24 protein-coding genes are annotated in these 23,880 nt (G+C 38.5%); 13 read left to right on the forward strand and 11 right to left on the reverse strand.

Annotated features, from left to right (window positions below):
* Positions 1 to 9 precede the first annotated feature (9 nt).
* From ACZ430_RS10380 to uvsE, 4 genes are read left to right on the forward strand one after another with little or no spacing between them, the layout of a single operon-like run.
* Positions 10 to 2,052, forward strand: a complete 2,043-nt coding sequence (locus tag ACZ430_RS10380; RefSeq protein WP_297212092.1) for a molybdopterin-containing oxidoreductase family protein — start codon at positions 10 to 12, stop codon at positions 2,050 to 2,052.
* A 5-nt stretch (positions 2,053 to 2,057) separates the two neighbouring features.
* Positions 2,058 to 2,969, forward strand: a complete 912-nt coding sequence (locus ACZ430_RS10385) for a bifunctional methionine sulfoxide reductase B/A protein (RefSeq protein ID WP_297212095.1) — start codon at positions 2,058 to 2,060, stop codon at positions 2,967 to 2,969.
* The gene (locus ACZ430_RS10390) at positions 2,938 to 3,630 is read left to right on the forward strand and encodes a hypothetical protein (protein WP_297212097.1); all 693 of its coding nucleotides are present in this window, start codon (positions 2,938 to 2,940) and stop codon (positions 3,628 to 3,630) included. Before ACZ430_RS10385 ends, ACZ430_RS10390 begins: the two co-directional genes overlap by 32 nt.
* A gap of 3 nt (positions 3,631 to 3,633) precedes the next feature.
* Positions 3,634 to 4,515 carry a UV DNA damage repair endonuclease UvsE gene (gene uvsE / locus ACZ430_RS10395; RefSeq protein WP_297212098.1) on the forward strand — a complete coding sequence of 294 codons (882 nt, stop codon included), beginning with the start codon at positions 3,634 to 3,636 and terminating at the stop codon, positions 4,513 to 4,515.
* A 41-nt stretch (positions 4,516 to 4,556) separates the two neighbouring features.
* Here uvsE and ACZ430_RS10400 read toward each other — a convergent pair whose 3' ends face one another.
* Genes ACZ430_RS10400 through ACZ430_RS10420 form a run of 5 tightly spaced genes read right to left on the reverse strand, consistent with a single transcriptional unit; the run spans position 4,557 to position 8,651 of the window.
* Complete coding sequence (locus tag ACZ430_RS10400; RefSeq protein ID WP_297212103.1) at positions 4,557 to 4,988, reverse strand: ACT domain-containing protein; 432 nt, start codon at positions 4,986 to 4,988, stop codon at positions 4,557 to 4,559.
* A gap of 11 nt (positions 4,989 to 4,999) precedes the next feature.
* The gene (locus ACZ430_RS10405) at positions 5,000 to 6,304 is read right to left on the reverse strand and encodes a phenylacetate--CoA ligase family protein (RefSeq protein ID WP_297212107.1); all 1,305 of its coding nucleotides are present in this window, start codon (positions 6,302 to 6,304) and stop codon (positions 5,000 to 5,002) included.
* A gap of 9 nt (positions 6,305 to 6,313) precedes the next feature.
* On the reverse strand, positions 6,314 to 6,742 hold the full coding sequence (locus tag ACZ430_RS10410) for an ACT domain-containing protein (protein ID WP_297212109.1): 429 nt from the start codon (positions 6,740 to 6,742) through the stop codon (positions 6,314 to 6,316).
* A 21-nt stretch (positions 6,743 to 6,763) separates the two neighbouring features.
* Positions 6,764 to 8,059 carry a phenylacetate--CoA ligase gene (locus ACZ430_RS10415; protein ID WP_297212112.1) on the reverse strand — a complete coding sequence of 432 codons (1,296 nt, stop codon included), beginning with the start codon at positions 8,057 to 8,059 and terminating at the stop codon, positions 6,764 to 6,766.
* Positions 7,995 to 8,651, reverse strand: a complete 657-nt coding sequence (locus ACZ430_RS10420) for an indolepyruvate oxidoreductase subunit beta (RefSeq protein ID WP_464910591.1) — start codon at positions 8,649 to 8,651, stop codon at positions 7,995 to 7,997. Before ACZ430_RS10420 ends, ACZ430_RS10415 begins: the two co-directional genes overlap by 65 nt.
* Positions 8,652 to 8,870: 219 nt before the next feature.
* On the opposite strand from ACZ430_RS10420, the gene fabG reads away from it, so the two are divergent.
* The 4 genes from fabG to ACZ430_RS10440 are packed head-to-tail and all read left to right on the forward strand — an operon-like array spanning position 8,871 to position 11,615.
* Entirely contained in the window at positions 8,871 to 9,608 is a 738-nt protein-coding gene (gene fabG / locus ACZ430_RS10425; RefSeq protein WP_297212116.1) for a 3-oxoacyl-[acyl-carrier-protein] reductase, read from the forward strand.
* A 29-nt stretch (positions 9,609 to 9,637) separates the two neighbouring features.
* Positions 9,638 to 9,874, forward strand: a complete 237-nt coding sequence (gene acpP / locus ACZ430_RS10430) for an acyl carrier protein (RefSeq protein WP_297212119.1) — start codon at positions 9,638 to 9,640, stop codon at positions 9,872 to 9,874.
* Between the two features lie 6 nt (positions 9,875 to 9,880).
* Complete coding sequence (fabF, locus tag ACZ430_RS10435; protein ID WP_297212122.1) at positions 9,881 to 11,128, forward strand: beta-ketoacyl-ACP synthase II; 1,248 nt, start codon at positions 9,881 to 9,883, stop codon at positions 11,126 to 11,128.
* Positions 11,091 to 11,615: a ribonuclease III family protein gene (locus ACZ430_RS10440; RefSeq protein WP_297212125.1), complete on the forward strand. Its 525-nt coding sequence runs from the start codon at positions 11,091 to 11,093 to the stop codon at positions 11,613 to 11,615. The genes fabF and ACZ430_RS10440 overlap by 38 nt, the downstream gene beginning before the upstream one ends.
* Here ACZ430_RS10440 and coaD read toward each other — a convergent pair.
* The 6 genes from coaD to ACZ430_RS10470 are packed head-to-tail and all read right to left on the reverse strand — an operon-like array spanning position 11,524 to position 16,161.
* Positions 11,524 to 12,009: a pantetheine-phosphate adenylyltransferase gene (gene coaD, locus ACZ430_RS10445; protein WP_297212127.1), complete on the reverse strand. Its 486-nt coding sequence runs from the start codon at positions 12,007 to 12,009 to the stop codon at positions 11,524 to 11,526. The two genes, ACZ430_RS10440 and coaD, sit on opposite strands and share 92 nt — an antisense overlap.
* Positions 12,006 to 12,518 (reverse strand): 16S rRNA (guanine(966)-N(2))-methyltransferase RsmD, encoded by a 513-nt coding sequence (rsmD, locus tag ACZ430_RS10450; protein ID WP_297212130.1) that lies wholly within the window; start codon positions 12,516 to 12,518, stop codon positions 12,006 to 12,008. Before rsmD ends, coaD begins: the two co-directional genes overlap by 4 nt.
* Positions 12,519 to 13,166: a phosphoribosylglycinamide formyltransferase gene (purN, locus tag ACZ430_RS10455; RefSeq protein WP_297212132.1), complete on the reverse strand. Its 648-nt coding sequence runs from the start codon at positions 13,164 to 13,166 to the stop codon at positions 12,519 to 12,521.
* A 2-nt stretch (positions 13,167 to 13,168) separates the two neighbouring features.
* Positions 13,169 to 14,185, reverse strand: a complete 1,017-nt coding sequence (gene hemE, locus ACZ430_RS10460; RefSeq protein WP_297212136.1) for a uroporphyrinogen decarboxylase — start codon at positions 14,183 to 14,185, stop codon at positions 13,169 to 13,171.
* Entirely contained in the window at positions 14,182 to 15,240 is a 1,059-nt protein-coding gene (locus ACZ430_RS10465; RefSeq protein WP_297212139.1) for a radical SAM/SPASM domain-containing protein, read from the reverse strand. Before ACZ430_RS10465 ends, hemE begins: the two co-directional genes overlap by 4 nt.
* A 57-nt stretch (positions 15,241 to 15,297) precedes the next feature.
* Positions 15,298 to 16,161, reverse strand: coding sequence for a UbiA-like polyprenyltransferase (locus tag ACZ430_RS10470; protein ID WP_297212141.1), 864 nt, complete (start codon positions 16,159 to 16,161; stop codon positions 15,298 to 15,300).
* A gap of 31 nt (positions 16,162 to 16,192) precedes the next feature.
* On the opposite strand from ACZ430_RS10470, the gene ACZ430_RS10475 reads away from it, so the two are divergent.
* Genes ACZ430_RS10475 through secA form a run of 5 tightly spaced genes read left to right on the forward strand, consistent with a single transcriptional unit; the run spans position 16,193 to position 23,816 of the window.
* A complete protein-coding gene (locus tag ACZ430_RS10475) occupies positions 16,193 to 17,188 on the forward strand; it encodes an HlyD family secretion protein (protein ID WP_464910592.1) in 996 nt (331 codons plus the stop codon).
* Positions 17,170 to 18,879, forward strand: a complete 1,710-nt coding sequence (locus ACZ430_RS10480) for an ATP-binding cassette domain-containing protein (protein WP_297212146.1) — start codon at positions 17,170 to 17,172, stop codon at positions 18,877 to 18,879. The genes ACZ430_RS10475 and ACZ430_RS10480 overlap by 19 nt, the downstream gene beginning before the upstream one ends.
* Positions 18,872 to 20,002 carry an ABC transporter permease gene (locus ACZ430_RS10485; RefSeq protein WP_297212149.1) on the forward strand — a complete coding sequence of 377 codons (1,131 nt, stop codon included), beginning with the start codon at positions 18,872 to 18,874 and terminating at the stop codon, positions 20,000 to 20,002. Before ACZ430_RS10480 ends, ACZ430_RS10485 begins: the two co-directional genes overlap by 8 nt.
* Positions 20,002 to 21,126 (forward strand): ABC transporter permease, encoded by a 1,125-nt coding sequence (locus ACZ430_RS10490; RefSeq protein WP_297212152.1) that lies wholly within the window; start codon positions 20,002 to 20,004, stop codon positions 21,124 to 21,126. The genes ACZ430_RS10485 and ACZ430_RS10490 overlap by 1 nt, the downstream gene beginning before the upstream one ends.
* Before the next feature lie 47 nt (positions 21,127 to 21,173).
* A complete protein-coding gene (gene secA / locus ACZ430_RS10495) occupies positions 21,174 to 23,816 on the forward strand; it encodes a preprotein translocase subunit SecA (protein WP_297212154.1) in 2,643 nt (880 codons plus the stop codon).
* Positions 23,817 to 23,880: the final 64 nt, after the last annotated feature.

Genomic DNA, 23,880 nt, shown 5'->3' on the forward strand with positions numbered 1-23,880 from the left:
AGAAAGCCAGTGAAAAAAACAACTGTCTGTAGACTCTGTTCAGCCTGTTGTCCCATTGAAGTAGAGGTAAATGATGGTCAATTAGTCAATGCAAGAAGACTTACTCCCTTTGAGAAAGCAATAGTATGTCCTAAGCTTGCCAATGCAAAAAATATTGTCTATTCAAAAGATAGGGTGCTAAAGCCACTTTTAAGGGAAAATCTTAGTAAGGAATTTAGAGAGGTTTCATGGCAGGAGGCACTGGATTTTATCGCTAATAAAGTTAATAAAGTAAAAAACTCCTACGGAGCTCAATCTATCGCACTTCTTAGGGGAATGGCTGCTGATTGGGGAACTCCCTGGGATTATGCTGTAAGGCTCATGAGTGCCCTTGGCTCTCCAAATGCCCTCGGAAACGGCTCTGTCTGCTTTGTTGCAAGAGAGATTGCCCATACCTATACTTATGGAGCAATTACAATTCCTCAGCCAAAGGATGCAAAATGTATTGTGATATGGGGGAAAAATGATAGAAATACATTGCCAGTCATGGCAGAGGCAATAATTCATGCGAAAGAACGTGGAGCGAAATTAATAGTTATAGACCCTGTAAAGACTTTCTTTGCAGAGATTGCAGACCTTTGGCTTCGGATAAAACCTGCCCATGATGGAGCCCTTGCAATGGCTTTGTCTAAGGTTATAGTTGAAGAGGGATTATATGATAGAGATTTCGTTGAGAGATACTGCGAGGGTTTTGATGCCTTAAGGGAAGTGCTTTCAAAGTTTGATTTAGGCGAGTTATCTGAGAAAACCTCAATCCCCGTTGAGCTCATAAAGGATGCAGCAAGGCTTTATGCAACAGTGAAGCCCGCATGCATCATTGATGGAAATGGTATTGACATGCAGACAGATGTCTTTCAAGCAACAAGGGCAGTATGTATCCTTAGGGCACTCACAGGAAATATTGACATTCAAGGCGGAGACTTTATACCTCAGCCGATTCCCCTTACGAATGTCCAGTTAAGAGAAAAGGTTGTAGATGTACCATCAGTTATGCTTGATTATCCCCACTTTGAAAAATTCCATCCCACTTGGGGACTTCACGGACAGTCCTGCCTAATTGATGCAATCATTGAGGAGAAGCCCTATCCTGTAAAGTTTCTCTTTGTCCAGTCGGGAAATCCAGCTGTTACAATGATGGATTCAGGAAGAGTAAGGGAGGCTTTGAAGCGTCTTGACTGTCTTGTAATGATAGATATGTTTAAAAACAAAACAGCTGAGTTTGCCCATGTAATTTTGCCTGCTTCAAGCTGTTTTGAGAAGACACAGATTAATAGGGCATACATAAGAAACTGTTTCATAATGCTTCAGCAGAAGGTAATTGAACCCCTTGGTGAGAGCAAGGAAGACATTGAAATAGTCTTTGAACTTGCTAAGGCTTTAGGAGTCGGAGATTATTTCCCTTGGGATACAGTAGAGGAAGCCCTTGATTTTCAGCTTAAACCAACAGGTTTGACAGTAAAGACTCTAAAAGAGAATCCTCAAGGGATATGGTATGAAAAACCTCGCTTTAAAAAGTATGAAACTGAGGGACTTAAAACTCCTTCAGGAAAAGTTGAGATTTTCTCTCAAAGCCTTGCCGATACAGACCATGATCCAATACCCTTTTTGAATGGATTCCATAGAGACCCAATTAGTTTTAGTGGAAAGGGTGACTTGAAATTCATAGGAATAAGTGGAGAAAGAGTGAACTGCTACACCCATACCCAGTTTAGAAAGATTGGGGAACTGAGAAAGCTTGACAGAGAACCCTTCATAGACATCAATCCAAAAGATGCGGGAAAGCTCAATATTCACGATGGTGACCTATTGAAAGTCTCCACACCAAGAGGAGAGGTAAAGATGAAGGCAAGAGTTTCAGAGCTGGTTGGTGAGGGAGTTTTAAGAATAGCTTGGGGATGGGGTGAGGAGTCTGACCAGTGGAACCTAAACGCTCTCACCGATGATTTTGAAAGAGACCCTATTACATGCACTCCTTCAGGAAGAAGTTTTTACTGTAAAGTGGAAAAGGTGTAAGAAAAATGAAAAAAGAGAAACTCACTCCAATGCAACACTATGTATTTAGAGAGGGAGGGACAGAGCCTCCTTTTCAGAATGAGTATTGGAACAATAAAGAACATGGTCTTTATGTGGACATCGTAAACGGAGATGTCCTATTTTCCTCTCTTGATAAATTTGACTCAGGCACTGGTTGGCCCAGTTTCACTAAACCTGTCCATGAGGAACTTATTGAAAAAAGACTTGATACCTCTTACGGAATGATTAGAACAGAGGTTAGGACAAAGAGAACGGACGGACATCTTGGACATGTCTTTGAGGATGGACCACCTCCTACCGGGCTTAGATACTGTATTAACTCAGCAGCTCTGCGATTTGTTCCTCTTGAACGTCTTGTTGAGGAGGGATACATTGATTACTTGCCCATGTTTAAGGACTTAAAAAGAGATTTTGAACAGATAATCCTTGGTGGAGGCTGTTTCTGGGGTGTTCAGGCATATTTTAAAAGGGTTAAGGGAGTTAATCGCACAGTAGTTGGATACTCCGGTGGATGGAAGGAGCATCCTACCTATGAAGAGGTATGCACAGGTAGGACTGGTCATGCAGAGGTTATCTTAGTTACCTTTGACCCTAAAGTAATAAGTCTTGAGAGGATTCTTAGACACTTTTTTAAGATTCACGACCCGAGCACAAAGGACCGTCAAGGACCTGATATTGGTCCTCAGTATCGTTCAGCTATTTACTATTTTGATGAAGCACAGAAGGAGATTATCGATAAAGTAATTGAGGAAGTCAAGTCTAAGGGGATAAGGGTTACAACAGAAGTATCTAAGGCAAAGAACTTTTATAAAGCAGAAGAGTATCATCAGGACTATCTTGATAAAAACCCAGGAGGATACTGCCATGTCAATCTTAATAAAATTTGGGATTTTTAGCCTTATTCTGCTATTTAGTCTCTCAGACTCTTTTGCCGAAACTTACAGGGATAGCTTTCCACAGGGTAAAGCACAACTTAAATGGAACTTCTTTCCCCATTTTTTTCTTGACAATTTAGAGGCAGTCAAAGACAGTTCTGCACCAGATGGAGACAGTGGAGTAGGAGTGCTAAGAAATGCCAATCAAGGAGGTTTTGCTGCCTTAAGTTACGCAGTAACTGAAGAGGTATCGAATTTTTATCTTGAATCTTATGTTTTATGTCCTGTCACAGATAAAGAAAAGGGTCAACTTTCAGGACTTGCCTTTCTGATTGACCCAGTAAATTCAAGGTTTTATCGATTTATCTGTGACTTTAACGGCAAAGACCCTTCTCTTAATGTGGCATACATAGGCAAGGATACAAGACACTTTCCTGTCTATCTCAAATTCTGGAAGGAGAGGGAGATACCTGGTGGAGTTCCTAAGAAGGCAGGATGGCACAAGATGGCAGTGAGGGTGAGGGATGGAAAAGCAAAATTTTACTGGAATGAAAAGGAATTATCGGGAACAGTTGATGTATCAAGAATAAATAGAGGATTTGTCGGAGTCTACGCAAACTTTGTTGGCGGTCTTGGAGGAGCTGAGACAAAGATTGACTCCTTTATTCTTAAAGTTGAGTGAGAATTGACAGAGATAGGCTTTGGAATATTCTGCACAAACGGAGATGGGAAACTTTCGACAAATCACACTTTTAGACTTAAAAACCTCACCTTTGACAGAGTCTTTGAGGCATTTCTTAAGAATCTAAGTGATTTTTTCAAACTTCTTGACCTATGCAAAAGAGAAAAAATCGAAGTATTCAGACTTGGCTCAAACTTTATCCCCTATGCATCCCATAGGGATTTCAAAGAGGAATGGTTTGGCAAACTTGAGTCCTATCTGAAAGAGGCTTCGGAGAGGCTAAAGGAATATCCACTCAGAATAACCATGCATCCGGGACAATTTGTAATACTAAATTCGCCAAAGAGTGAAGTCATTGAAAACTCTCTAAGAGAGCTTGAATATCATTTTTGGGTTCTTGATAGTCTTGGGGTTGGTGATGAAGGCATTGTAATTATCCATGTTGGAGGGGTTTATGGTGATAGAGAGCGCTCAATTGATAGATTTATGGTGAATATAGAGAAAAACAAATGGCTAAAAATAAGGCTTACTGTCGAGAATGATGAAAAACTTTTCAATGCAAGAGAGGTGTTAAATATTGCTAAGAATTTAGGGATACCCTTTGTTTTTGATTTTTTTCATCATCGTCTGAATCCTTCTGAGATTGAACTTAAAGAAGTCTTCAATACATGGATAGGCAAAGGAGTTCCGAAAATGCATCTTTCATCGGCAGGAGAAGGAAGAATAGGGAGTCATGGAGATTATATAAATACTGAAGATTTCCTCGAGCTCTATAAAATGATTAAAGATAGCGACGTAACAAGAGTTCATATTATGATTGAAGCTAAGAAAAAGGAGAAGGCTTTAGAAAAGTTGAGAAAATCCTTACTGCCTGTTAAGCTTTAGAATTTAGAAATCCGGTATTTAAGTTTTACTTCTCCAAAAAACTAAAGAGATAAAACATCCTCCCAGCTAAGTAGCTTTATATCTTTATCCTGTAATATAGAGATTGTTTTATCAAGGTTTTCGGTTCTTAGAACGACAACCGCCTTTTCACCAGATTTTTCAACAAAGGCATAGATATACTCGATGTTTACATTTGCGTCATAAAGATATTTAAGTGCCTCTGCAAGTCCTCCTGGTTTGTCTTTAACGGCAATGGCAATAACATTAGTGAGTTTTACGGTGAATTCATTTTTTTCAAGTATTTCTTTTGCTTTCTCAGGGTCTGTGACGATTAATCTTAATATGCCAAACTCAGAGGTATCTGCTATAGATAGAGCCCTAATGTTAATTGATGCATCAGCAAGGGCTTTTAAGGCTTCATATAGTCTTCCCCTTTTGTTTTCAAGAAAAATTGAAATTTGTTTTATTTTCATTTTTTAACCTCCTATTCATTTAGACTTCTTTTGTCTATAATTCTTTTTGCTTTACCTTCGCTTCTTGGAAGGCTCTTGGGTTCGACAAGCGTTACTTTTACTCTTATTCCAACTATCTCTTCAATGCGTCTTTCAAGCTTCCTCTTAAGATTTTCAAGATGTTTGATTTCATCTGAAAAGCTCTCACGCGACATCTCCACCATAACTTCTATTTCGTCAAGATGTTGAGGTCTTGTTATAACTATTTGATAGTGGGGTTCTACTCCCTGTACCTCAAGTATAGCCTTTTCAATCTGATATGGAAACAGCATTACACCCCTTACTTTTATCATGTCATCGGTTCTTCCTCTGATTCTCTCTATCCTTGCAAATGTTCTTCCACAGGCGCACTTTTCTCTTATAAGAGACGTAATATCTCTTGTCCTAAATCTGAGCATCGGCATTCCTTCACGGGTAAGGGTTGTAAGAACAAGTTCTCCTCTTTTGCCTTCTGGAAGATTATCTCCTGTATCAGGGTCAATTATCTCTACTATAAAATGGTCTTCAAATACGTGCAATCCATTTTTTTCAGAACATTCATGTGCCACACCAGGGCCAATTATCTCCGTAAGGCCGTAGATATTGTAAGCATTCAATCCAAATCTTTTCTCTATTTCATATCGCATAGCTTCTGTCCACATCTCTGCTCCAAAACATCCTGCCTTTAGTTTTAGAGTAGTTGGTTGGATTCCCATCTCTTCAGCAACTTCGGCCATGTAGAGGGCATATGACGGTGTGCATGTTAATATGGTAGTTCCAAAGTCTCTCATTATCTCTATCTGTCTGCGTGTATTACCTGCTGAGGCTGGAACTATCATAGAGCCAATTTTTCGAGCTCCATAGTGAACTCCAAACCCTCCTGTAAACAGTCCATATCCATAAGCAACTTGAACTATATCGTTCTTTGTTGCGCCTGCCATAGTAAGACATCTTGCCATTACCTCTGACCATATCTCAATATCTTGCAGCGTGTATCCAGCTACCACAGGTTTTCCAGTAGTGCCACTTGACATATGAATCTCTACAATTTCACTTAAAGGAGCAGCGAACATGCCAAAGGGATAAACTTCTCTGAGATCAGCCTTACTTGTGAATGGAATTTTTCTAAGGTCTTCAAGTTCTCTTATATCTTCGGGAACAACTCCGGCTTCATCAAATTTTTTCTTGTAATAGGGAACTTTCTCATAAGCTTTTTTGACCGTTTCCTTAAGTCTTTGAAGTTGTATTTCTCTTAAATTTTCCTCTGATATACACTCTAACTCTTTATTCCAATACATAGATTCACCTCACTTTATATCTTCAGCATTTAAGAATCTTAAGTTCTCTCCTTTTAGCATCTCCATAGCCTTTGCCGTATCTTCTACTTCAACTATTAAATAGGCCTTTTTTCTTGTTTCTGCTACATATACGGAAGCGCTTTCAATGTTAATGCCTTTTAAAGATAAAATCTTCACAACCTCATGAAGTCCACCTGGTTGGTCTTTCATTTCAATTCCGATTGCTTCATTGAGAGATACTGTGAACCCCTTTTCTTTGAGTAGCTTATAAGCCTCTTCCCATTTGTTAACCATGAATTTTATGATGCCAAATCCATTTGTGCTTGTTATTGAAAAGGCAAGGATATTTATATTGGCCTCTGATAGAACCTTTGTAACTCTCTCAAGTCTACCCGGTTTATTCTCTGCAAAAATAGATATCATGTAGACTTTACTCATAGATAACCTCCTGTTATGGCTTTAAATAGTTCTTTTATCAATCACTCTCTTTGCCTTGCCTTCACTGACTGGTAAAGTGCCGGGCTCGAGAAGTTCAACCTTTGGTTTTACCATCGTGGCAGAACGTATTTTTTCAATTATCTCCTCTTTCATCTTAATGAGTCTCTCAATTTTTCCGTCGAAAAGCTCTCTGTCAAGTTCAACTTTAACTGTCATCTCGTCATAGGACTCCAAAACAATCTGGTAATTCTGCGCCACACCTTTTATTCCCATTAAGACCCTTTCAATCTGCTGAGGGAAGATATTTACTCCTTTCACTATGAACATGTCATCGGATCTTCCGAGTATTCTTGAAATTCTCCTGTGCGTTCTTCCACATTTACAGGGTTCAGAGATTATTTTAGTTAAATCTCTTGTTCTGTATCTAATCAGCGGCATCGCTTCTCTGTTTAAAGTTGTAAGAACAAGCTCGCCAATCTCACCTTCAGGTAGAGGTTCGCCAGTCTCTGGATTAATAACCTCCATTAGAAAATTGTCTTCCCAAATATGTAGTCCAGCTTTATACTTACATTCAAAACCCACTCCAGGACCGTTCATCTCTGTTAGACCATAACAGTTGTATATGTCTATGCCTAACATATCTTCGATTTTTTTCCTTGTCTCCTCTGAGTATGGCTCAGCACCTAAATATGCTCTCTTTAGTTTTAGTTCTTTTCTTGGGTCAATTCCTTTATCGTGGATAACTGAAGCTACATAAAGAGCATAACTTGGAGTTATGTGTAACATTGTTGTGCCAAAATCTCTCATTAAATTTATCTGCCTTTCCGTATTACCAGGACCAGCAGGGATAACGAGAATTCCCACCTTTTCTGCTCCATAATGCATTACAAAAGCGCCGGTGAAAAGTCCATAGGTCATGCTATTCTGAAGAATATCTCCTCTTCCAGCACCTGTCATTACGAGACAGCGAGCAATAAGTTCTGCAGAGTTGTTTATGTCTCTTTTTGAAAAAAATATTGCCTTTGGTTTACCAGTTGTACCGCTCGATGTATGTAATCTGAGGAGTTTTTCCACAGGAAGGGTAACTAAACCAAAAGGGTAATCTATGTATAAGTCTTCTTTCGTGGTAAAGGGAAGTTTATTAATATCCTCAAGGTGATTGATTCGCTCTGGAGTTACATTGGCTTCTTTAAATTTAGCTCTGTAATGAGGGACTTTTTGATATACTCTTCTCAGAGTTTTCTTAAGTCTTTCAAGTTGAAGTTCCTTTAGTTTTTTCCTCTCTAAGGTTTCTACTTCCTTGTTCCAGAATTGCATTTTCTTTTGCAAACCTCCTGCCTTCTTGGAATGCTTTTATATTTAGTTCTACTGTTTTCGGAGGGACAGAATCTTTAATTACTGCAGTCCATTCTTCGGAAGTAAAATTCAAAAAAACAGAGAGAAAACCTAAAATAACAGAGTTTTCTACCTTAACATTTCCTAAATTTTTAGCAATTTGTTCTGCATCGATTGTATAAACATTAAATTTTTTATTTTTGAGGAGAGTTTCAATGTTTTCAGGATAATCCTTGTCTTCCGCTAAGGCAGGAGTGATTTTTTTTCTGTTCAGTATTAATATTCCATTTGGCTTAAGAAACGCGGCATATCTTAGGGCTTCCATCTCTTCTAAGGCTACTAATATGTCTGCCTGTCCCTGAGGAATGGCTGGAGAGAAGATTTTTTCTCCAAATCTTATGTGTCCAATGACGCTTCCACCCCTTTGAGCCATTCCATGAATTTCACTTTCTTTAACGTCAAGTCCGCTGTTGAATGCCACATGGGCAATAATACGGCTTGCAAGAACAATTCCTTGACCTCCTGTACCAGCAAGTACAATGTTCGTTGTTTTCATAGTTGTGAATTTTACCATAGTAAAAAATCAATTTGCAAATGCCGGCATGAGTATACATCCCTTTGCTTATACTCTAAGTAAAACAGCCTGTTCTGTCTATATTTGAGCAAGGTGTGGTGGGTTAAAGGCAGATAGCAGAATAACAGTGCAGTTCTAAATTACCTTGAGGGTGGAATTTTTAGGTTAATTTTTTTTATAATTTGATTTTTAGATGTCTCTAAAAGGGGAGGAAAATTTATGCGTGGACAAACAGCAATAATAACCGGTTCTTCAAGGGGGATAGGTAGAACTTCAGCGGAGGAGTTGGCAAAAAGAGGAGTTAACATAGTTGTAGTTGACTTAGACGAGACTGTTGCAAAAAATGCAGCCCAAGAGATAAGAGACAAATTTGGCGTTGAAACTTTAGGAGTTAAAGCAGACGTATCAAAAGCTGATGACGTAAAAGTTTTATTTGATGAGGCCGTTAAAAAATTTGAAAAGATAGAGATTCTTGTGAACAATGCAGGAATAACAAGAGATAATTTGCTGATTAGAATGAAAGACGAAGAGTGGGATGCTGTTTTAAATATCAATCTAAAGGGTGCTTTTCTTTGCTGTCGTGAGGCCGTGAAGGTTATGTCAAAAAATAAGTATGGTAGAATAATAAATATTGCCTCTGTAGTGGCCTTCATAGGAAATCCAGGCCAGGTTAACTACTCTGCTTCTAAAGCAGGTTTAGTTGCTCTTACAAAAACTCTTGCTAAGGAGTATGCGTCAAGAGGTATAACTGTAAATGCTGTTGCCCCGGGTTTTATTCAGACGGCAATGACAGACAAATTGCCTGAAAAAGTTAAGGAGGAGATGTTAAGAATGATTCCTCTGTCGAGGTTTGGAACTACAGAGGATGTGGCAAATGCTATAATATTTTTAGCATTACCAGAGTCAGGCTACATAACCGGTCAGGTTATTCACGTAAATGGTGGCATGTACATGTAAAAAAGAAAACGAATGAAGGAGGTATGTAAATGGTAGAAGAAAAGGTAAAGGAAATTATAGCAAAACAACTTGGTGTTGAAGTATCGCAGGTAACACCGGAGGCTTCATTTGTTGAAGACCTTGGAGCAGACTCATTAGACACAGTAGAGCTGGTAATGGCCTTTGAAGAAGCCTTTGGTATCGAGATTCCCGATGAAGATGCTGAAAAGATTGGAAAAGTTAAAGATGCAATTGAATACATAAAAAACAAAACAGGACAGGCTTAATCTCTGATGGCAAAAAGAAGAGTAGTTGTTACCGGGCTGGGTGCTGTTACCCCGCTCGGTCCTGATGTTAAATCCTCCTGGCAAGCTGTTCTTGAGGGAAAATCTGGGGTTGGTTACATAACTCAGTTTGACACATCAAACTATCCTGTGCGTATAGCGGCAGAGGTAAAGGATTTCGACCCAACCAAATATATTGAACCTAAAGAAGTCAAAAAGATGGATAGATTTATCCACTTTGCCGTAGCTGCTACTCAGATGGCCATTGAGGATTCAGAATTAAAGATAACAGAGGCTAACTCTGAAAGAATAGGAATTGTAATTGGCTCTGGAATGGGGGGGCTTCCAGCTATTGAATATTACCATAAGATGCTTCTTGAAAAAGGCTGGAAAAGGGTGAGTCCTTTCTTCATTCCAATGGTTATTATTAACCTTGCCGCTGGACAGGTTTCGATGAAATACGGTATAAAAGGCCCGAATCTTGCTGTTACAACAGCTTGTGCTACAGGAAATCACTCCATTGGTGAAGCTTTCAGGATGATTCAGTATGGCGATGCAGATGTAATGATTGCCGGTGGAGCAGAGGCAGTGATAACGCCGATGGCAATTGCGGGTTTTTCAATCATGAGAGCACTTTCAACGAGGAATGAAGAACCACAGAAGGCAAGCAGACCTTTTGACATTGACAGGGATGGATTTGTTATGGGAGAGGGTGCAGGAATCATTATTCTTGAAGAGCTTGAGCATGCTTTAAAAAGAGGCGCTAAAATATACGCAGAGCTTGCTGGCTATGGAATGAGTTCCGATGCTTATCATATAACCGCACCTGCTCCAGAGGGCGAGGGTGGTGCCAGATGTATGAGGATGGCAATTAATGATGCCGGAATAAAGCCTGAAGAGATAGACTACATTAATGCGCACGGAACTTCAACAAAACAGGGAGATGAGCTTGAAACGCAGGCAATAAAAACTGTCTTTGGTGAACATGCCTACAGACTTTGTGTGAGTTCAACTAAGTCTATGACGGGGCATCTTCTTGGTGCAGCAGGCGGCGTAGAGGCTATATTTACAATTCTTAGTATTTATAATAATGTTGTTCCACCGACAATAAATCTTGACAATCCAGACCCAGAGTGTGACCTTAATTACGTACCCCACAGAAAAATAGAAAGAGAGATAAAATGTGCCATTACCAACTCTTTCGGATTTGGCGGAACTAATGCATCCCTTGTTTTTAGAAAATTTTCAGGAAATTGAGAGTATTTTAGGTTATCACTTCAAAAATCCTCATTTTCTTTTTCAAGCCCTCACCCACAGTTCCTATGCTAATGAAAACTATCTACCATCCAACGAGCGACTTGAATTTCTTGGAGATATTATTCTTGGCTTCGTAGTTTCCGAGTATCTCTTTAATTTAACTCCGGAACTTGATGAGGCGGAAATGTCAAAAATAAGAGCCTTTTTAATAAGCAGAAAGTTTCTTGCCATGTTGTCTCGAAGACTTTTTATTGGAAGATTTATTTTTCTCGGGAAAGGTGAAAAACTCAGCGGCGGATTTGACAAAGAGTCAATCCTCGCAAACACCATGGAGGCAATAATAGGAGCAATTTATCTCGACGGTGGAATAACGGCAGTAAAGAATTTTCTAATTCCTATTGTTTCTGAAATTTTTGCTTCAGAGCCTTTTCTACTGTCGGAGGCACAAGGCTTTTTACAGAGCCACCAAAATAGGCAATCTCTTTGACCAGGCTTGATGAAAGAAAAGAAAACTCTTCACTGGGCATGAGAAAAACTGTTTCAATATCTCTATAGAGTCTTCTGTTTGCATGGGCAAGCTGAAGTTCAAATTCATAGTCTGACACTGCTCTCAACCCTCTTACAATAGCAACGGCTCCTTTTTGTTTTACAAACTTAACAAGTAAGCCATCAAAGGGCTCTACGATAAGATTTTTGAGCTCTACCGTTGTTTCTTTTATGAAAGCAATTCTCTCATCAATTGTAAAGATGGGAGATTTTTTATAGCTTGATATTGCAACAGCCACTATGAGTTTATCAAAAATTTTCAGTGCCCTTTTGATTACATCAAGATGACCGTTTGTAATAGGGTCAAAGGTGCCAGGATAAACGCCAATTTTCATTCTTCCCTCCTGTATAAAGTTAAAAGAGTATCACCATATCTGTAACATTTATAAATTCTTAATTCCTTTAGCTTTTCTCGCAGAGATTCATTTTTGTAGTGCTGTAATATCAAAATCCCCTCTTCTTTCAGCAGATTTTTTCTCTCAAAAATCTTAAAAATTCTCTCTAATTCACCGGATTCATAAGGTGGGTCAGCAAATATTATGTCATACTGAAGTTGTGATTCATCCAGAAATTTTATTGCATCTAAGTTTAGCACTCTTCCTTTATTTAACAAGTTTTTCTTCTGCAAGGAGTTTTTAATGAAAAGGCACAATACAGGGTCTCGTTCCACAAAAATTACCTCTTTCGCACCTTTTTTCAATGCTTCTATGCCTACAAAGCCTTTACCTGCATAAATGTCAACAAAGGTTTTATTTTCCACATCTCTAATAATATCAAATATTGCCTTTCTAACTATGGCGGGAGTAGGTCTTACTGTCTGTCTTTTGAATTGTGAAGATGTCATTTATCGGGTCTCTGGATTGGTAAACTGAATTTCGGGAAGCCGGTAGTTTTCTATTTTTACCTTTCGTCCTTCAACTTTGAGCCTTCCTTCAGCAAAAAGTCTTATAGCCTCTGGAAATATTTTATGCTCTAATTTTAAAATCCGTTCTGCCAGACTTTCTTCTGTGTCGTCAGGATGGACGGGAACAGCCGCTTGAATTATTATAGGTCCTGTGTCTACTCCCTCATCTACAAAATGGACTGTGCAGCCACTTATTTTAACTCCGTAATCAACAGCTTGCCTCTGACCATGAAGTCCGGGAAAGGAGGGTAAAAGAGCCGGATGAATGTTCATTATTCTGTTGGGGTAAGCCTCAAGAAGGGGTTTTCTTACAATCCTCATGAATCCAGCTAAAACAACAAGTTCCACTCCTCTTGATAGGAGTTCTTCCTTTATTCTTTCATAGAACTTATCTTTGGTTTCAAAATCTTTTGGATTTATAAAAAGATGGGGTATGCCGTGTTTTTTGGCTCTCTCAATAGCGTAGGCATTTGGGTTGTCAACGATTAAAATCTCTATTTTGGCAGTGATTCTGCCAGCGTCTATTTCATCGATTATTGCCTGAAAATTTGAGCCCCTTCCCGAAGCTAACACTCCTATTCTGAGCATGCTTATTCCTCCTTGTGTTTAAAGTTGTGAACAAAATCAACGAGCTTTTTCAGTGTATCCACTTTAGTGTGAATATTAACTCCGTGACCGAGATTAAAAATATGAGACCTCGCCTTCCTGCCGCCTGTCAGTATGTAGGTTGTTCTTTTAAATATTTCATCTTCTGACCCGAGAAGAGTTAAGGGGTCAAGATTCCCTTGAATTGTTTTCTCTCTAAATAATCTGGAAGCATCGCTTATATCTATTCTCCAGTCAATGCTTAAGACATCAGCTTCCGTTTCATTTATTTGGTTTGCCAAGCCTGTTGCATTAGGACAGAAATAAATCACAGGCACAGATTTTAGTCCCTCAGTAAGTCTTTTTACATAGGGTTTTACAAAAAGCTCATAATCAAAAGGCGAAAGAATACCTGCCCATGTATCAAATATCTGAATGGCATTAACTCCCGCCTTTAGCTGTTCTTTAAGGTATAAAAGCATTGAATCTGTAAGCGTAGCCATTAGTTTGTGAAAACTTTCTTTGTCAGAAAACATAAACTTTTTTGAGTTTATGAAATCTTTAGATGAAGTTCCTTCAATTATGTATGTAGCAAGAGTAAAAGGCGATGCAGCAAATCCAATTAGAGGAACGTTAAGTTCCCTAATGAGAATTCTTATGGCTTCAAAGACATACTGGATTTTTTCAATTTCTATTGGTTTCAGTTGACTAAGCTGGGCTGATGTCCTAATAGCTGGATGAACTTGCGGACCTTTTTCCTCAATAAACTCAATTTTCATGCCCATTGCTTCAAGGGGAATTAGAATATCGGAGAAAAGAATGGCCGCATCAACATCTAAAATCCTCACCGGTTGCATTGTGACTTCTGCTGCTATCTCAGGAGTTCTGCACATAGTAAGAAAATCATACTTTTGTCTGACCTTCTGATACTCAGGCATGTATCTGCCAGCCTGTCGCATAAACCATACAGGTGTATAGTCAGTTTTTAAGCCATTACAAGCTTTTATGAATATATCTCTCACTTGCTTCTCCTGGGAGTGTATTTACAATATGGGTCTTCCTGCAGATAATCACCTTTGAGGCAGTATGCCCTTGCCCTGCATCCTCCGCATACGTTTATATATTCGCAGTTATTGCAACGACCTTTATAGCGAGAAAACTCTCTTAAATCTTTGAAGATTTCAGAGTTCTCCCATATTTCCTTGAAAGACTGTTTTTTAATGTTGCCTGCAGGCAGAGGGAAATAACTGCAGGGCATAACATCTCCATCAACATTTATGAGACATATAAGTTGTCCTGCCACGCATCCTTTAGCTCCTCCTGTCGAGAATTTCAAAGACCTTCTTTCGAATTTTTCCCCATCTTTCTTTGACCTCTCTAAAACTATCCTGTAGTATTGAGGTGCACAAGTAGGTCGAACAAGTATGTCTTTTTCTTTTTTTTCCATATCATAGTGCCAGTTTAGAATATTTTCGTAGTCTTCTTTATCGATTAATTCATTTAAGAGTTCCTCTGCCCTTCCTGTTGGAACTATCATAAACATATACCAAGCTGTAGCACCAAGGCTTTTAGCTAATTCATACACTTGCGGAATATATTCTTGATTTCTCTTTGTGAAGGAGGAGTTTATGAGGAAGGGTATGCCGTGTTTTTTAAAAAGCTCTATTGCATTGATTGTTCCTCTGAATGCACCTTGTTGATTTCTAAAATCATCGTGCACCCTTTCATTCGGTCCGTCAAGGCTTAGTGAGACCATTTTTATATCAACGGCTTTTAATTTTTCACATATTTCCTCATTTACTAATGTGCCGTTTGTGGCAAGACAAACTCTTAATCCTTTTTTACCAGCGTAATCGGCAATTTCAAAAAAATCTTCTCTTAAAAGCGGCTCTCCGCCTGTTAGAACAAGAACTGGTTTAGCATAGGAGGTTATGTCGTCAATTATTTTTAGACACTCCTCTTTTGTAGGGTCAGGATGTTCTAATACTGTATTTTCCGACGATGACCTACAGTGAATACATCTTAAGTTGCATCTTCTTGTTATTTCCCAAGCTATCCATTTAGGCTCAGATTGCATTTGATTATTATAACCTAAAAAAACGATTTGAAGCCTCTAAGGATATACCGGAGTATTCTATACCTTTATCAATACAGCCATTGAAGTGAAGAGAAAAACAGTAAGACTTATGTATCCGTTCATATTGAAAAAAGCTAAGTTTAGTTTTGAAAGGTCATTGGGTTTCACAAGAGAGTGTTCTTTTATGAATAGAAAGGCAGTAACAGCCATTCCAAGCCAGTAAAAAACATTTAAATTGAAAACCACACCCGTTATAAGAAGAAAACTCCAGGCAAGAAGATGGAAAAGTCTTGCCAAGTTGATTGCTTTTCTGATGCCGAAGACCTTGGGAATAGAGTATATTCCAAATCTTCTGTCAAAATCCACATCCCAAAGGGCATATAGTGTGTCAAAACCTGCAAGCCAGAAGATAACAGTTATAACCATCGGAATTATTTCCCAGTCAAAGCTTCCTCTTACTGCTATCCAAGCACCAAGAGGTGCAATCGCCAAAGATATTCCCAAAACAAAATGACATGCCCAGGTAAATCTTTTAGTGTAGGAATAAAGGAATAGTATCATTACTGCAATAGGAGATAGTTTAAAACATAGAGGATTAAGCATCCACGCAGAATATACAAAGAGGATAATGCACAGAAAAGTAAAAACAGATGCTTCCCATAGCTTGATTTTTCCAGAGGGAATTTCTCTGTTAGCTGTTCTTGGATTGAGAGCATCTATCTTCCTGTCAATTATTCTGTTGAAGCCAAAAGCAGCAGCTCTTGCAGTCACCATTGCTACGGTAATCCAGACTATTTTATCCAGCTCTGGAATGCCTTGAGCAGCGAGCAGAGCGCTTGCAAAGGCAAAGGGAAGAGCAAAAATACTGTGCTCAATCTTAATCATTCGGAGATATAATGCGAACTTATTAAGTAGAGACATAACAAGATATTATAACAGGCTGTTTAAAAATATGAAAGGATTGATAATTCTGGATTTTGTTATAATAGTTCCTATGCATATTAGAGGATTATCTAAAGGATGGCTTATATTTACTGCATTAATCGGAGTTTTCATAGTTATTTATTTTGCCTTTTTTAAAAGTGAAAAATCTCCAGAAGGTTTGATTTATCTGAGTGGAAGAATAGAAGGAAGGGAAACCAATGTATCTCCAAAGGTTCAAGGGCGAATAATAAAAGTTTACAAAGAAGAAGGAGAAAAGGTTAGGCAGGGCGAGTTGCTCTGCGAAATTGATTCAGAACAGATAGTTGCAAGATATAAAGCAGCTGTTGAGAATTCTCAGGCCTATTACTCAATGATTGAGCAGGCAAAGGCAAATTTAGCAAAATCACAATCTATCCTGAAAAAAGCAAAAAATGACTATGAGAGATATTTGAGCCTTCTTAGGGAAGACCTTGTTTCAAAAAGTGATTTTGACAGAATCAAAACTCAGTATGAATCGGCATTAGCTGAGGTTGAAGCATCTACTAAAAGCATAGTTCAGGCAGAGGCGAGTTTCAAGGCTGCCCAGCAGAGGCTCAGAGAGGCTGAGGCAGACTTAAAGGAGACAAAAATTTACTCTCCCATAAGCGGTGTCATATTGAGCAGACCTGTTGAAATTGGCGAAGTTGTTAATTTCGGCAGCACCCTTTATGTTATAGTTGACCCCAATAGGCTTTATGTTAAAGTTTACATTCCCGAACCTGAACTTGGAAAGATTAAGTTAGGCTTGCCAGCAAGGGTTTATATAGATGCTTATCCAGATAAGTATTTTAATGGTAAGATTACCAAGATTTACGAACAGGCTGAGTTTACTCCAAAAAACGTCGAGACAAAAGAGGAACGAGTTAAGCTTGTCTTTGGTGTTGAGGTTTCTGTAGAGAATTCTGAAGGATTGCTGAAGCCAGGAATGCCTGCAGATGTTGTAATAAAATGGAAAAATGAAGCCCCTTGGATAAAGCCACGATAAACACCGTTATACAGGTCGAAAATCTCACTAAGAACTACAAGAAAATCAAAGCATTAGAGAAAGTCTCCTTTTCCGTAAAAAAAGGTGAAGTTTTTGGCCTCATAGGACCTGACGGAGCTGGAAAGACATCGGTAATACAGACTTTAGCAGGTGTTCTAAGGCCTGACAGTGGCAAGGCCTTCATAAATAACATTGATGTCTCTAAAGAGCCAGAAAAGACAAAAAAAATCATAGGTTACATGCCTCAAGGACTCGGACTTAACCTCTATGATTCCCTTTCAATTGAGGAGAATATAGAATTTTTTAAGGGTTTACGGCTTATTGACGACGAGTTATTTGAGAAAAACAAACAAATTCTTCTTGATATGACAAGACTTACGCCCTTTCGTAAAAGACAGGCAAGAGCACTCTCTGGTGGAATGAGGCAGAAGCTTGCTTTAGTCTGCACACTTCTGCATCTTCCCGATGTTATCTTGCTTGATGAACCGACAACAGGAGTAGACCCTCTTTCAAGACAAGATTTCTGGAGTATAATCCATGGTCTTGTGAGAGACAGAGAGGTCACTGTTTTGCTGACTACCTCTTACATGGATGAAGCAGAGAGATGTCATCGTATAGCCTTGATGCATGAGGGCAGAATTCTTCTTGAAGGCAGGCCAGAGGAACTTGGCAATCTTGAAGAGGTATTTATAGAAAGAGTTATTTCTTTTTCATCTTCCGATACATTGAAGATTAGAGACATATCCAAAGAAACAAAGAATCTCGATACTTCGATAGCCATCTCATGTCAGTCCGTTACAAGAGTTTTTGGTAAATTTAAAGCTGTTGATTCTGTAACATTTGATGTTAAAAAAGGAGAGATTTTAGGTCTTCTTGGCCCGAATGGAGCGGGTAAGACAACTCTTATCAAAATAATGTGCGGACTCCTTGAACCTTCTGATGGGAAAATAATTATAAATGGCTTTGATGTTCACAGAGAAAAAAAGAGAGTATGGTCAACAATAGGATACATGTCACAGAGATTTTCTCTCTATAGAGATTTAAAAGTAATAGAAAATATGAAGCTTTATGCAGGGCTTTACAGTGTAAAGAATAAGAACTTCAGAGAAATAATTGAAATGCTGGGATTGGAAGGTTTTGAACAGAGAATGACAAAAGACCTTCCTCTTGGCATAAGGCAAAGAGTAGCTCTTGCGTGTGCATTACTTCACGAGCCACCTGTAATTTTTTTAGATGAACCTACAAGCGGCGTTGACCCTATTGCAAGAAAAAACTTCTGGAGAATAATATTTAACCTCTCGAGACAAAAGGGTGTTACAGTGATTGTCTCCACCCATTACATGGATGAAGCTGAAAACTGCGATAGGCTATGTCTTATGCATCACGGAAGGTTGATTACTATAGGCACACCAGAAGAGATTAAAAAAGGTTCGGAAACGATTTCGGGTAGCCTGATACAACTTAAAAGTAAAAATTTTCATCAAGTTTATGATTTAATCGTAAAGGAATTTAAAAACATAAGCATATACGGTAGTAAAGTGTTCATAAGAAGTTTTGAGCCTGATGGGACAATTATGAAAATAGACGAGTTGTTAAAAAAAGCTGGAATAAGAGATTATGAGATTGATAAGACTACCATTCCTCTTCAGGAAGCTTTTGTTGATTACATAAGGAAGAGCGAAAATGCTTAGAAGACTGTTAGCTATCTTAAAAAAAGAATTCCGAGAGCTTTTCCGAGACCCCCTTTATCTAACCTTTGCCTTTTTAGTACCCGTTGTAATAATTATTCTCATGGGTTATGGATTGATTCTTGATGTGAAAAATATCTCCGTTTCCTTTATTGATTTTGATAGAAGTAAGTTGAGTAGGGAGTACAGATACTCTTTTACTAATTCAGAGTATTTTAGATTTCATAAGCTAATTACTTCTTACAAAGAAGCAGAGGAACTTATCAAATCTGGAGAATCAAGGGTAGTTGTGGTTATTCCTCCTGATTTTTCAAGAAAGCTCTATGGGGGAAAGCCCGCTGAGGTTCAAGTATTAATTGACGGTTCTTTTCCGATGAGAGCGGAAGTTATGAAAGGATACGTTTCTGCGATAAATATGCAATTTAATCAAAATCTGATAGAGAATTTTTTGAAAAATCGAGGAATGCCATTAATTACTCTTCCCCTATCAGTTGAGACAAGGGCGTGGTATAATCCTTCGCTGGAGAGTAAAAATTTTATCCTTCCTGGAGAACTTGTTACTACTCTAATGTTTTACTCTGTCTTGCTTGCCTCTTTAATTGTTGTAAGAGAGAAAGAGTCTGGAAGCATCTTTAATCTATACTGTAGTCCTGTTAAGGCATGGGAAGTTGTTTTCGGTAAAGCTATTCCTTATGTAACCGTTTCCTTTGTTACTTATCTTATAATTTTCTTGCTTACCGTTGGACTTTTCCAAACAAAATTTACAGGAAGTTTTCTTTTTTTGACATTTTCAACAGTTATTTATCTTTTCTGCACAGTTGGAATTGGAGTTTTCATATCAATTGTTACGAAAACTCAGATAACAGCCATGCTGATAGCTTTTCTCGGAACAATAATCCCTTCATTTATATATTCAGGATATTTCTCGCCTGTGACAAGTATGTCTGAAACTGCTCAGATAATAAGTAAAACAATCCCCGCTTCTTATTTTATGGGCATAGTTAGGGGAGTGTATTTAAAAGGAATAGGCGATGAAGGTTTCCTACTCGAAGTTTTTTCACTTCTTGTATATGCAGCAGTAGTATACACTCTGGCAATTTTATCTTTCCAAAAGAGAGTGGGATAATGAGGCTTTTAACGCTAATTAAAAAGGAAATTACACATCTTATAAGAGATAAGGCTTTGATTTTTATACTATTGTGGGCTTTTACAGGAGCCGTATACACTTCGGGAAGTGGTTTTACGATGGAGGTTAGAAATTTTCCAACTATCATTTACGATATGAATAATACCAAAGAAAGCAGAGAGATTATTGACAAGTTTCGAAAGCCCTATTTTAAAATCATCTCTCAAATTGAGACTGAAAAAGAGCTCACAGAATGGCTCGACAGCGGAAAAGCATCGATGGCAGTAATAATACCCCCGGATTTTAGTCGTAAGATTAATGAAAATAAGGCGAAGATACAGGTAATTGTTGATGGAACAATGTCAATCTCTGCAACTGTAGCCATTGCCTATGTGTCAGAAATAACCTATGGTTATGCGCTGGAAGTTCTGGAAAGAGAAAAACTTGGACTGACAGCAGTTTATAGAAACCTTCCTGTTATCGAAGAAAAAACAACTGTAGAGTTCAATCCTAATACATTGAGCTCATGGTTTATGAGCATGCTTGAGTATTTCAATATGATTACAATGGTATGTCTTTTAGTGACTGCAGCGGCAATGGTAAGGGAGAAAGAACAGGGAACAATTGAACAGTTACTGGTCACGCCGGTGAGAACATGGGAGATATTCTTTGCAAAGATAATACCTACTGTTCTCTCTGTAGCAATACTTTCACCTTTAACAATATACGGCATATTGAAAGGAGTTTTTGGGGTGCCTCTAAGGGGAAGTATTTTCCTTTTTTATCTGGTGATGCTATTTTATGCTTTTACGATTTCTTCATTGGGTCTTGTTATCTCAACAATTGCAAAAAATCTTGCCCAATCGATGATGCTCATGCTTGTAATCTTAATTCCTATGCTTTTTCTTTCAGGAGCATGGACACCGCCAGAGTCAATGCAGGCAGTGATGAGAAACCTTAGCCTCCTTTCACCTATGAGATATTTCATAGATTTTGGCTACAGTGTTCTGTTTAAGGGTAATGGAATAGAAAATGTGTGGCATGACATATTGGGAATAATTTTAATTGGCGGCATTTTATTTGTCTTTTCCGTTTATCGTTTCAGAAAGATATTTATAAAGTAATGCATATTTTCTTGAATAAAGCTTACTCGGTGGTTTAACATACAGATATGGTTAAAATACTTGAAAAAATTTTTGGCACAAAGAACGAAAGAGAGCTAAAAAGGTATTTCAAGATAGTTGATGAGATTAATGCCTTAGAAGATGAAATCTCAAAGCTTTCGAATGAACAACTAAGAGCTAAAACTGAAGAGTTCCGTGATAGGCTTGCAAAGGGGCAGACATTAGAGGAGATTCTAAACGAGGCCTTTGCTGTTGTAAGAGAGGCAGCAAAGAGAACACTTGGTATGCGACATTTTGATGTCCAACTTGTCGGTGGAATTGTTCTTCACGAAGGAAAAATTGCCGAAATGAAAACTGGTGAAGGTAAAACCCTTGTAGCAACTCTTTCTGCTTATTTGAACGCTCTTGAAGGCAAGGGTGTTCATGTTGTTACTGTCAACGACTATCTCGCCAGAAGAGATGTTCAGTGGATGGGCGCACTATATCACTTTCTTGGCCTATCAGTAGGAGTAATACAACATGATGCTTCTTTCCTTTATGACCCTCAATACAGGTTAAATGATAAGAGATTTGACAGGCTTCGTCCTTGCAGTAAAAAGGAAGCCTATGGTGCAGACATAACTTACGGAACAAACAATGAATTTGGCTTTGACTACTTGAGAGACAATATGACATATAGTCTAGCTGACCTATGTCAGCGAGAACTCAACTACGCCATTGTCGATGAAGTTGACAGCATCCTGATTGATGAGGCAAGAACTCCCCTAATAATCTCAGGTCCCTCGGAAGAATCAACGGAGATTTACTATGCGGTGAATAAAATCGTTAAGTATCTTAAACCTGACGAAGATTTTAAGCTTGACGAAAAGCTTAAAAATGTTGTTTTAACCGAGCAAGGTTCGCAGAAAGCAGAGAGACTTCTTGGAATGGGCAACCTCTATGAACCCTCAAATATTGAGGTTGTCCACCATATAAATCAAGCAATAAGAGCACACTACTTTTTCAAAAGAGATGTAGATTACGTTGTCAAAGACGGCAAAATAGTTATCGTAGATGAATTCACCGGAAGACTTCTTCCCGGAAGAAGATGGTCTGACGGGCTTCATCAGGCAATAGAAGCAAAAGAGGGGCTCAAGATAGAGGCTGAAAACCAAACCCTTGCCACTATAACCTTCCAGAATTACTTTAGGATGTATAAAAAGCTTTCAGGTATGACAGGAACGGCTGATACAGAAGCCTCCGAATTTGCAGAAATATATAACCTCGAAGTGGTCGTAATTCCTACTCACAGACCAATGATAAGAGAGGACTACCCTGATGCTGTATACAAAACAGAAAAAGCAAAATATGAAGCCGTTGTAAGGGAAATAGAGGAATGCTATAGAGCAGGCAGACCCGTTCTTGTTGGCACTACATCAATTGAAAAATCAGAACTCATAAGCAAAATGCTCAAGAAAAAGGGCATACCGCACAATGTGCTAAATGCAAAATATCATGATAGAGAAGCAGAGATTATTGCTCAGGCAGGAAGAATTGGCTCAGTAACAATAGCAACAAACATGGCTGGTAGAGGAACGGATATTCTTCTTGGAGGCAATCCCGAATTTCTTGCAAGAGAGATGCTTGCTGGCAAGGAATACACAGAAGAAGAATTCGAAAAAGCTCTCAATAAAGCAAAAGAAATTTGTAGGGAAGAACACGACAAAGTAGTCTCGCTCGGTGGATTACACATAATAGGAACAGAAAGACATGAATCGCGAAGAATTGATAATCAGTTAAGAGGTAGAGCAGGTAGACAGGGAGACCCTGGCTCGTCGAGATTTTATCTCTCCCTTGAAGACGAACTCTTAAGACTATTTGGAGGAGAGAGGCTTCAGAGCCTCATGCAGTTTCTAAAAATTGAAGACGACACTCCTATTGAAAATAAAATGGTGTCAAAAGCCATTGAAAACGCCCAGAAGAGAGTAGAGGCCCACAATTTCGACATAAGAAAGCACCTTCTTAAATACGATGATGTAATGAACAGCCAGAGAAAAGAGATTTACTCTTTTAGAAGAGAAGTTCTTGAAAGTGAATCCCTTAAGGATAAAGTTTTTGAACTTCTTGAGATTGAAATTGACGAGCTCGTTGATTTCTATTTCTCTCAAGAAGAAGAGGGAGTTATAAAACTCAAAGAACAGATAACCGCCAGATTTGATATAAATGTTGAAATAGTGGGCAAGTCTAAGGATGAGATGAAAAGCCTTATCCTTGAGAAACTAAGAGAAGCTTATGAACTTAAAGAGCAAAAAATTGGCTCAAATTTGATGAGAGATATAGAAAAAATGGTCTTCCTACATGTAATAGATACAAAGTGGAAGGATCATCTTCTCGGTATTGACCACATCAAAGAGGGAATTGGTCTTAGAGGCTATGCCCAGAAAGACCCTTTAGTGGAGTATAAAAAGGAAGCCTTTGAGCTTTTTGAGGAGATGTCCCGAAATATTGTCTCAGAGATTCTTACAAGGTTGTTTAAAATTCAGATAAGAGAGGAAAGTCAGTTTACAGTGTCTCGCAGACCCTATGTCAGTAGAAAAGATGGTGATTCACCGGCAGAACCAATTAAGAGACCCAATAAAGTAGGTAGAAATGACCCATGTCCATGCGGAAGCGGAAAAAAGTATAAAAAATGCTGCGGTAAGGGTGAATGAGATATTGACATAAAAAATTTTTTTATGCTTTAATTATTTAACCCACGAAGGGCAAAGTTGGTCA

Source organism: Thermodesulfovibrio sp. TK500a, assembly GCF_055381765.1.

Bases quoted from the DNA above. Each gene is read 5' to 3' on its own strand.
- acpP (WP_297212119.1), top strand. From the start codon at position 9,638: ATGGTAGAAGAAAAGGTAAAGGAAATTATAGCAAAACAACTTGGTGTT.
- fabG (WP_297212116.1), top strand. From the start codon at position 8,871: ATGCGTGGACAAACAGCAATAATAACCGGTTCTTCAAGGGGGATAGGT.
- ACZ430_RS10490 (WP_297212152.1), top strand. From the start codon at position 20,002: ATGAGGCTTTTAACGCTAATTAAAAAGGAAATTACACATCTTATAAGA.
- ACZ430_RS10385 (WP_297212095.1), top strand. From the start codon at position 2,058: ATGAAAAAAGAGAAACTCACTCCAATGCAACACTATGTATTTAGAGAG.
- ACZ430_RS10475 (WP_464910592.1), top strand. From the start codon at position 16,193: ATGAAAGGATTGATAATTCTGGATTTTGTTATAATAGTTCCTATGCAT.
- secA (WP_297212154.1), top strand. From the start codon at position 21,174: ATGGTTAAAATACTTGAAAAAATTTTTGGCACAAAGAACGAAAGAGAG.
- ACZ430_RS10420 (WP_464910591.1), bottom strand. From the start codon at position 8,651: ATGGTAAAATTCACAACTATGAAAACAACGAACATTGTACTTGCTGGT.
- ACZ430_RS10400 (WP_297212103.1), bottom strand. From the start codon at position 4,988: ATGAAAATAAAACAAATTTCAATTTTTCTTGAAAACAAAAGGGGAAGA.
- ACZ430_RS10390 (WP_297212097.1), top strand. From the start codon at position 2,938: ATGTCAATCTTAATAAAATTTGGGATTTTTAGCCTTATTCTGCTATTT.
- ACZ430_RS10440 (WP_297212125.1), top strand. From the start codon at position 11,091: ATGCATCCCTTGTTTTTAGAAAATTTTCAGGAAATTGAGAGTATTTTA.
- ACZ430_RS10405 (WP_297212107.1), bottom strand. From the start codon at position 6,304: ATGTATTGGAATAAAGAGTTAGAGTGTATATCAGAGGAAAATTTAAGA.
- purN (WP_297212132.1), bottom strand. From the start codon at position 13,166: ATGCTCAGAATAGGAGTGTTAGCTTCGGGAAGGGGCTCAAATTTTCAG.
- ACZ430_RS10470 (WP_297212141.1), bottom strand. From the start codon at position 16,161: ATGTCTCTACTTAATAAGTTCGCATTATATCTCCGAATGATTAAGATT.
- coaD (WP_297212127.1), bottom strand. From the start codon at position 12,009: ATGAAAATTGGCGTTTATCCTGGCACCTTTGACCCTATTACAAACGGT.
- ACZ430_RS10415 (WP_297212112.1), bottom strand. From the start codon at position 8,059: ATGCAATTCTGGAACAAGGAAGTAGAAACCTTAGAGAGGAAAAAACTA.
- ACZ430_RS10410 (WP_297212109.1), bottom strand. From the start codon at position 6,742: ATGAGTAAAGTCTACATGATATCTATTTTTGCAGAGAATAAACCGGGT.
- ACZ430_RS10485 (WP_297212149.1), top strand. From the start codon at position 18,872: ATGCTTAGAAGACTGTTAGCTATCTTAAAAAAAGAATTCCGAGAGCTT.
- rsmD (WP_297212130.1), bottom strand. From the start codon at position 12,518: ATGACATCTTCACAATTCAAAAGACAGACAGTAAGACCTACTCCCGCC.
- fabF (WP_297212122.1), top strand. From the start codon at position 9,881: ATGGCAAAAAGAAGAGTAGTTGTTACCGGGCTGGGTGCTGTTACCCCG.
- ACZ430_RS10465 (WP_297212139.1), bottom strand. From the start codon at position 15,240: ATGCAATCTGAGCCTAAATGGATAGCTTGGGAAATAACAAGAAGATGC.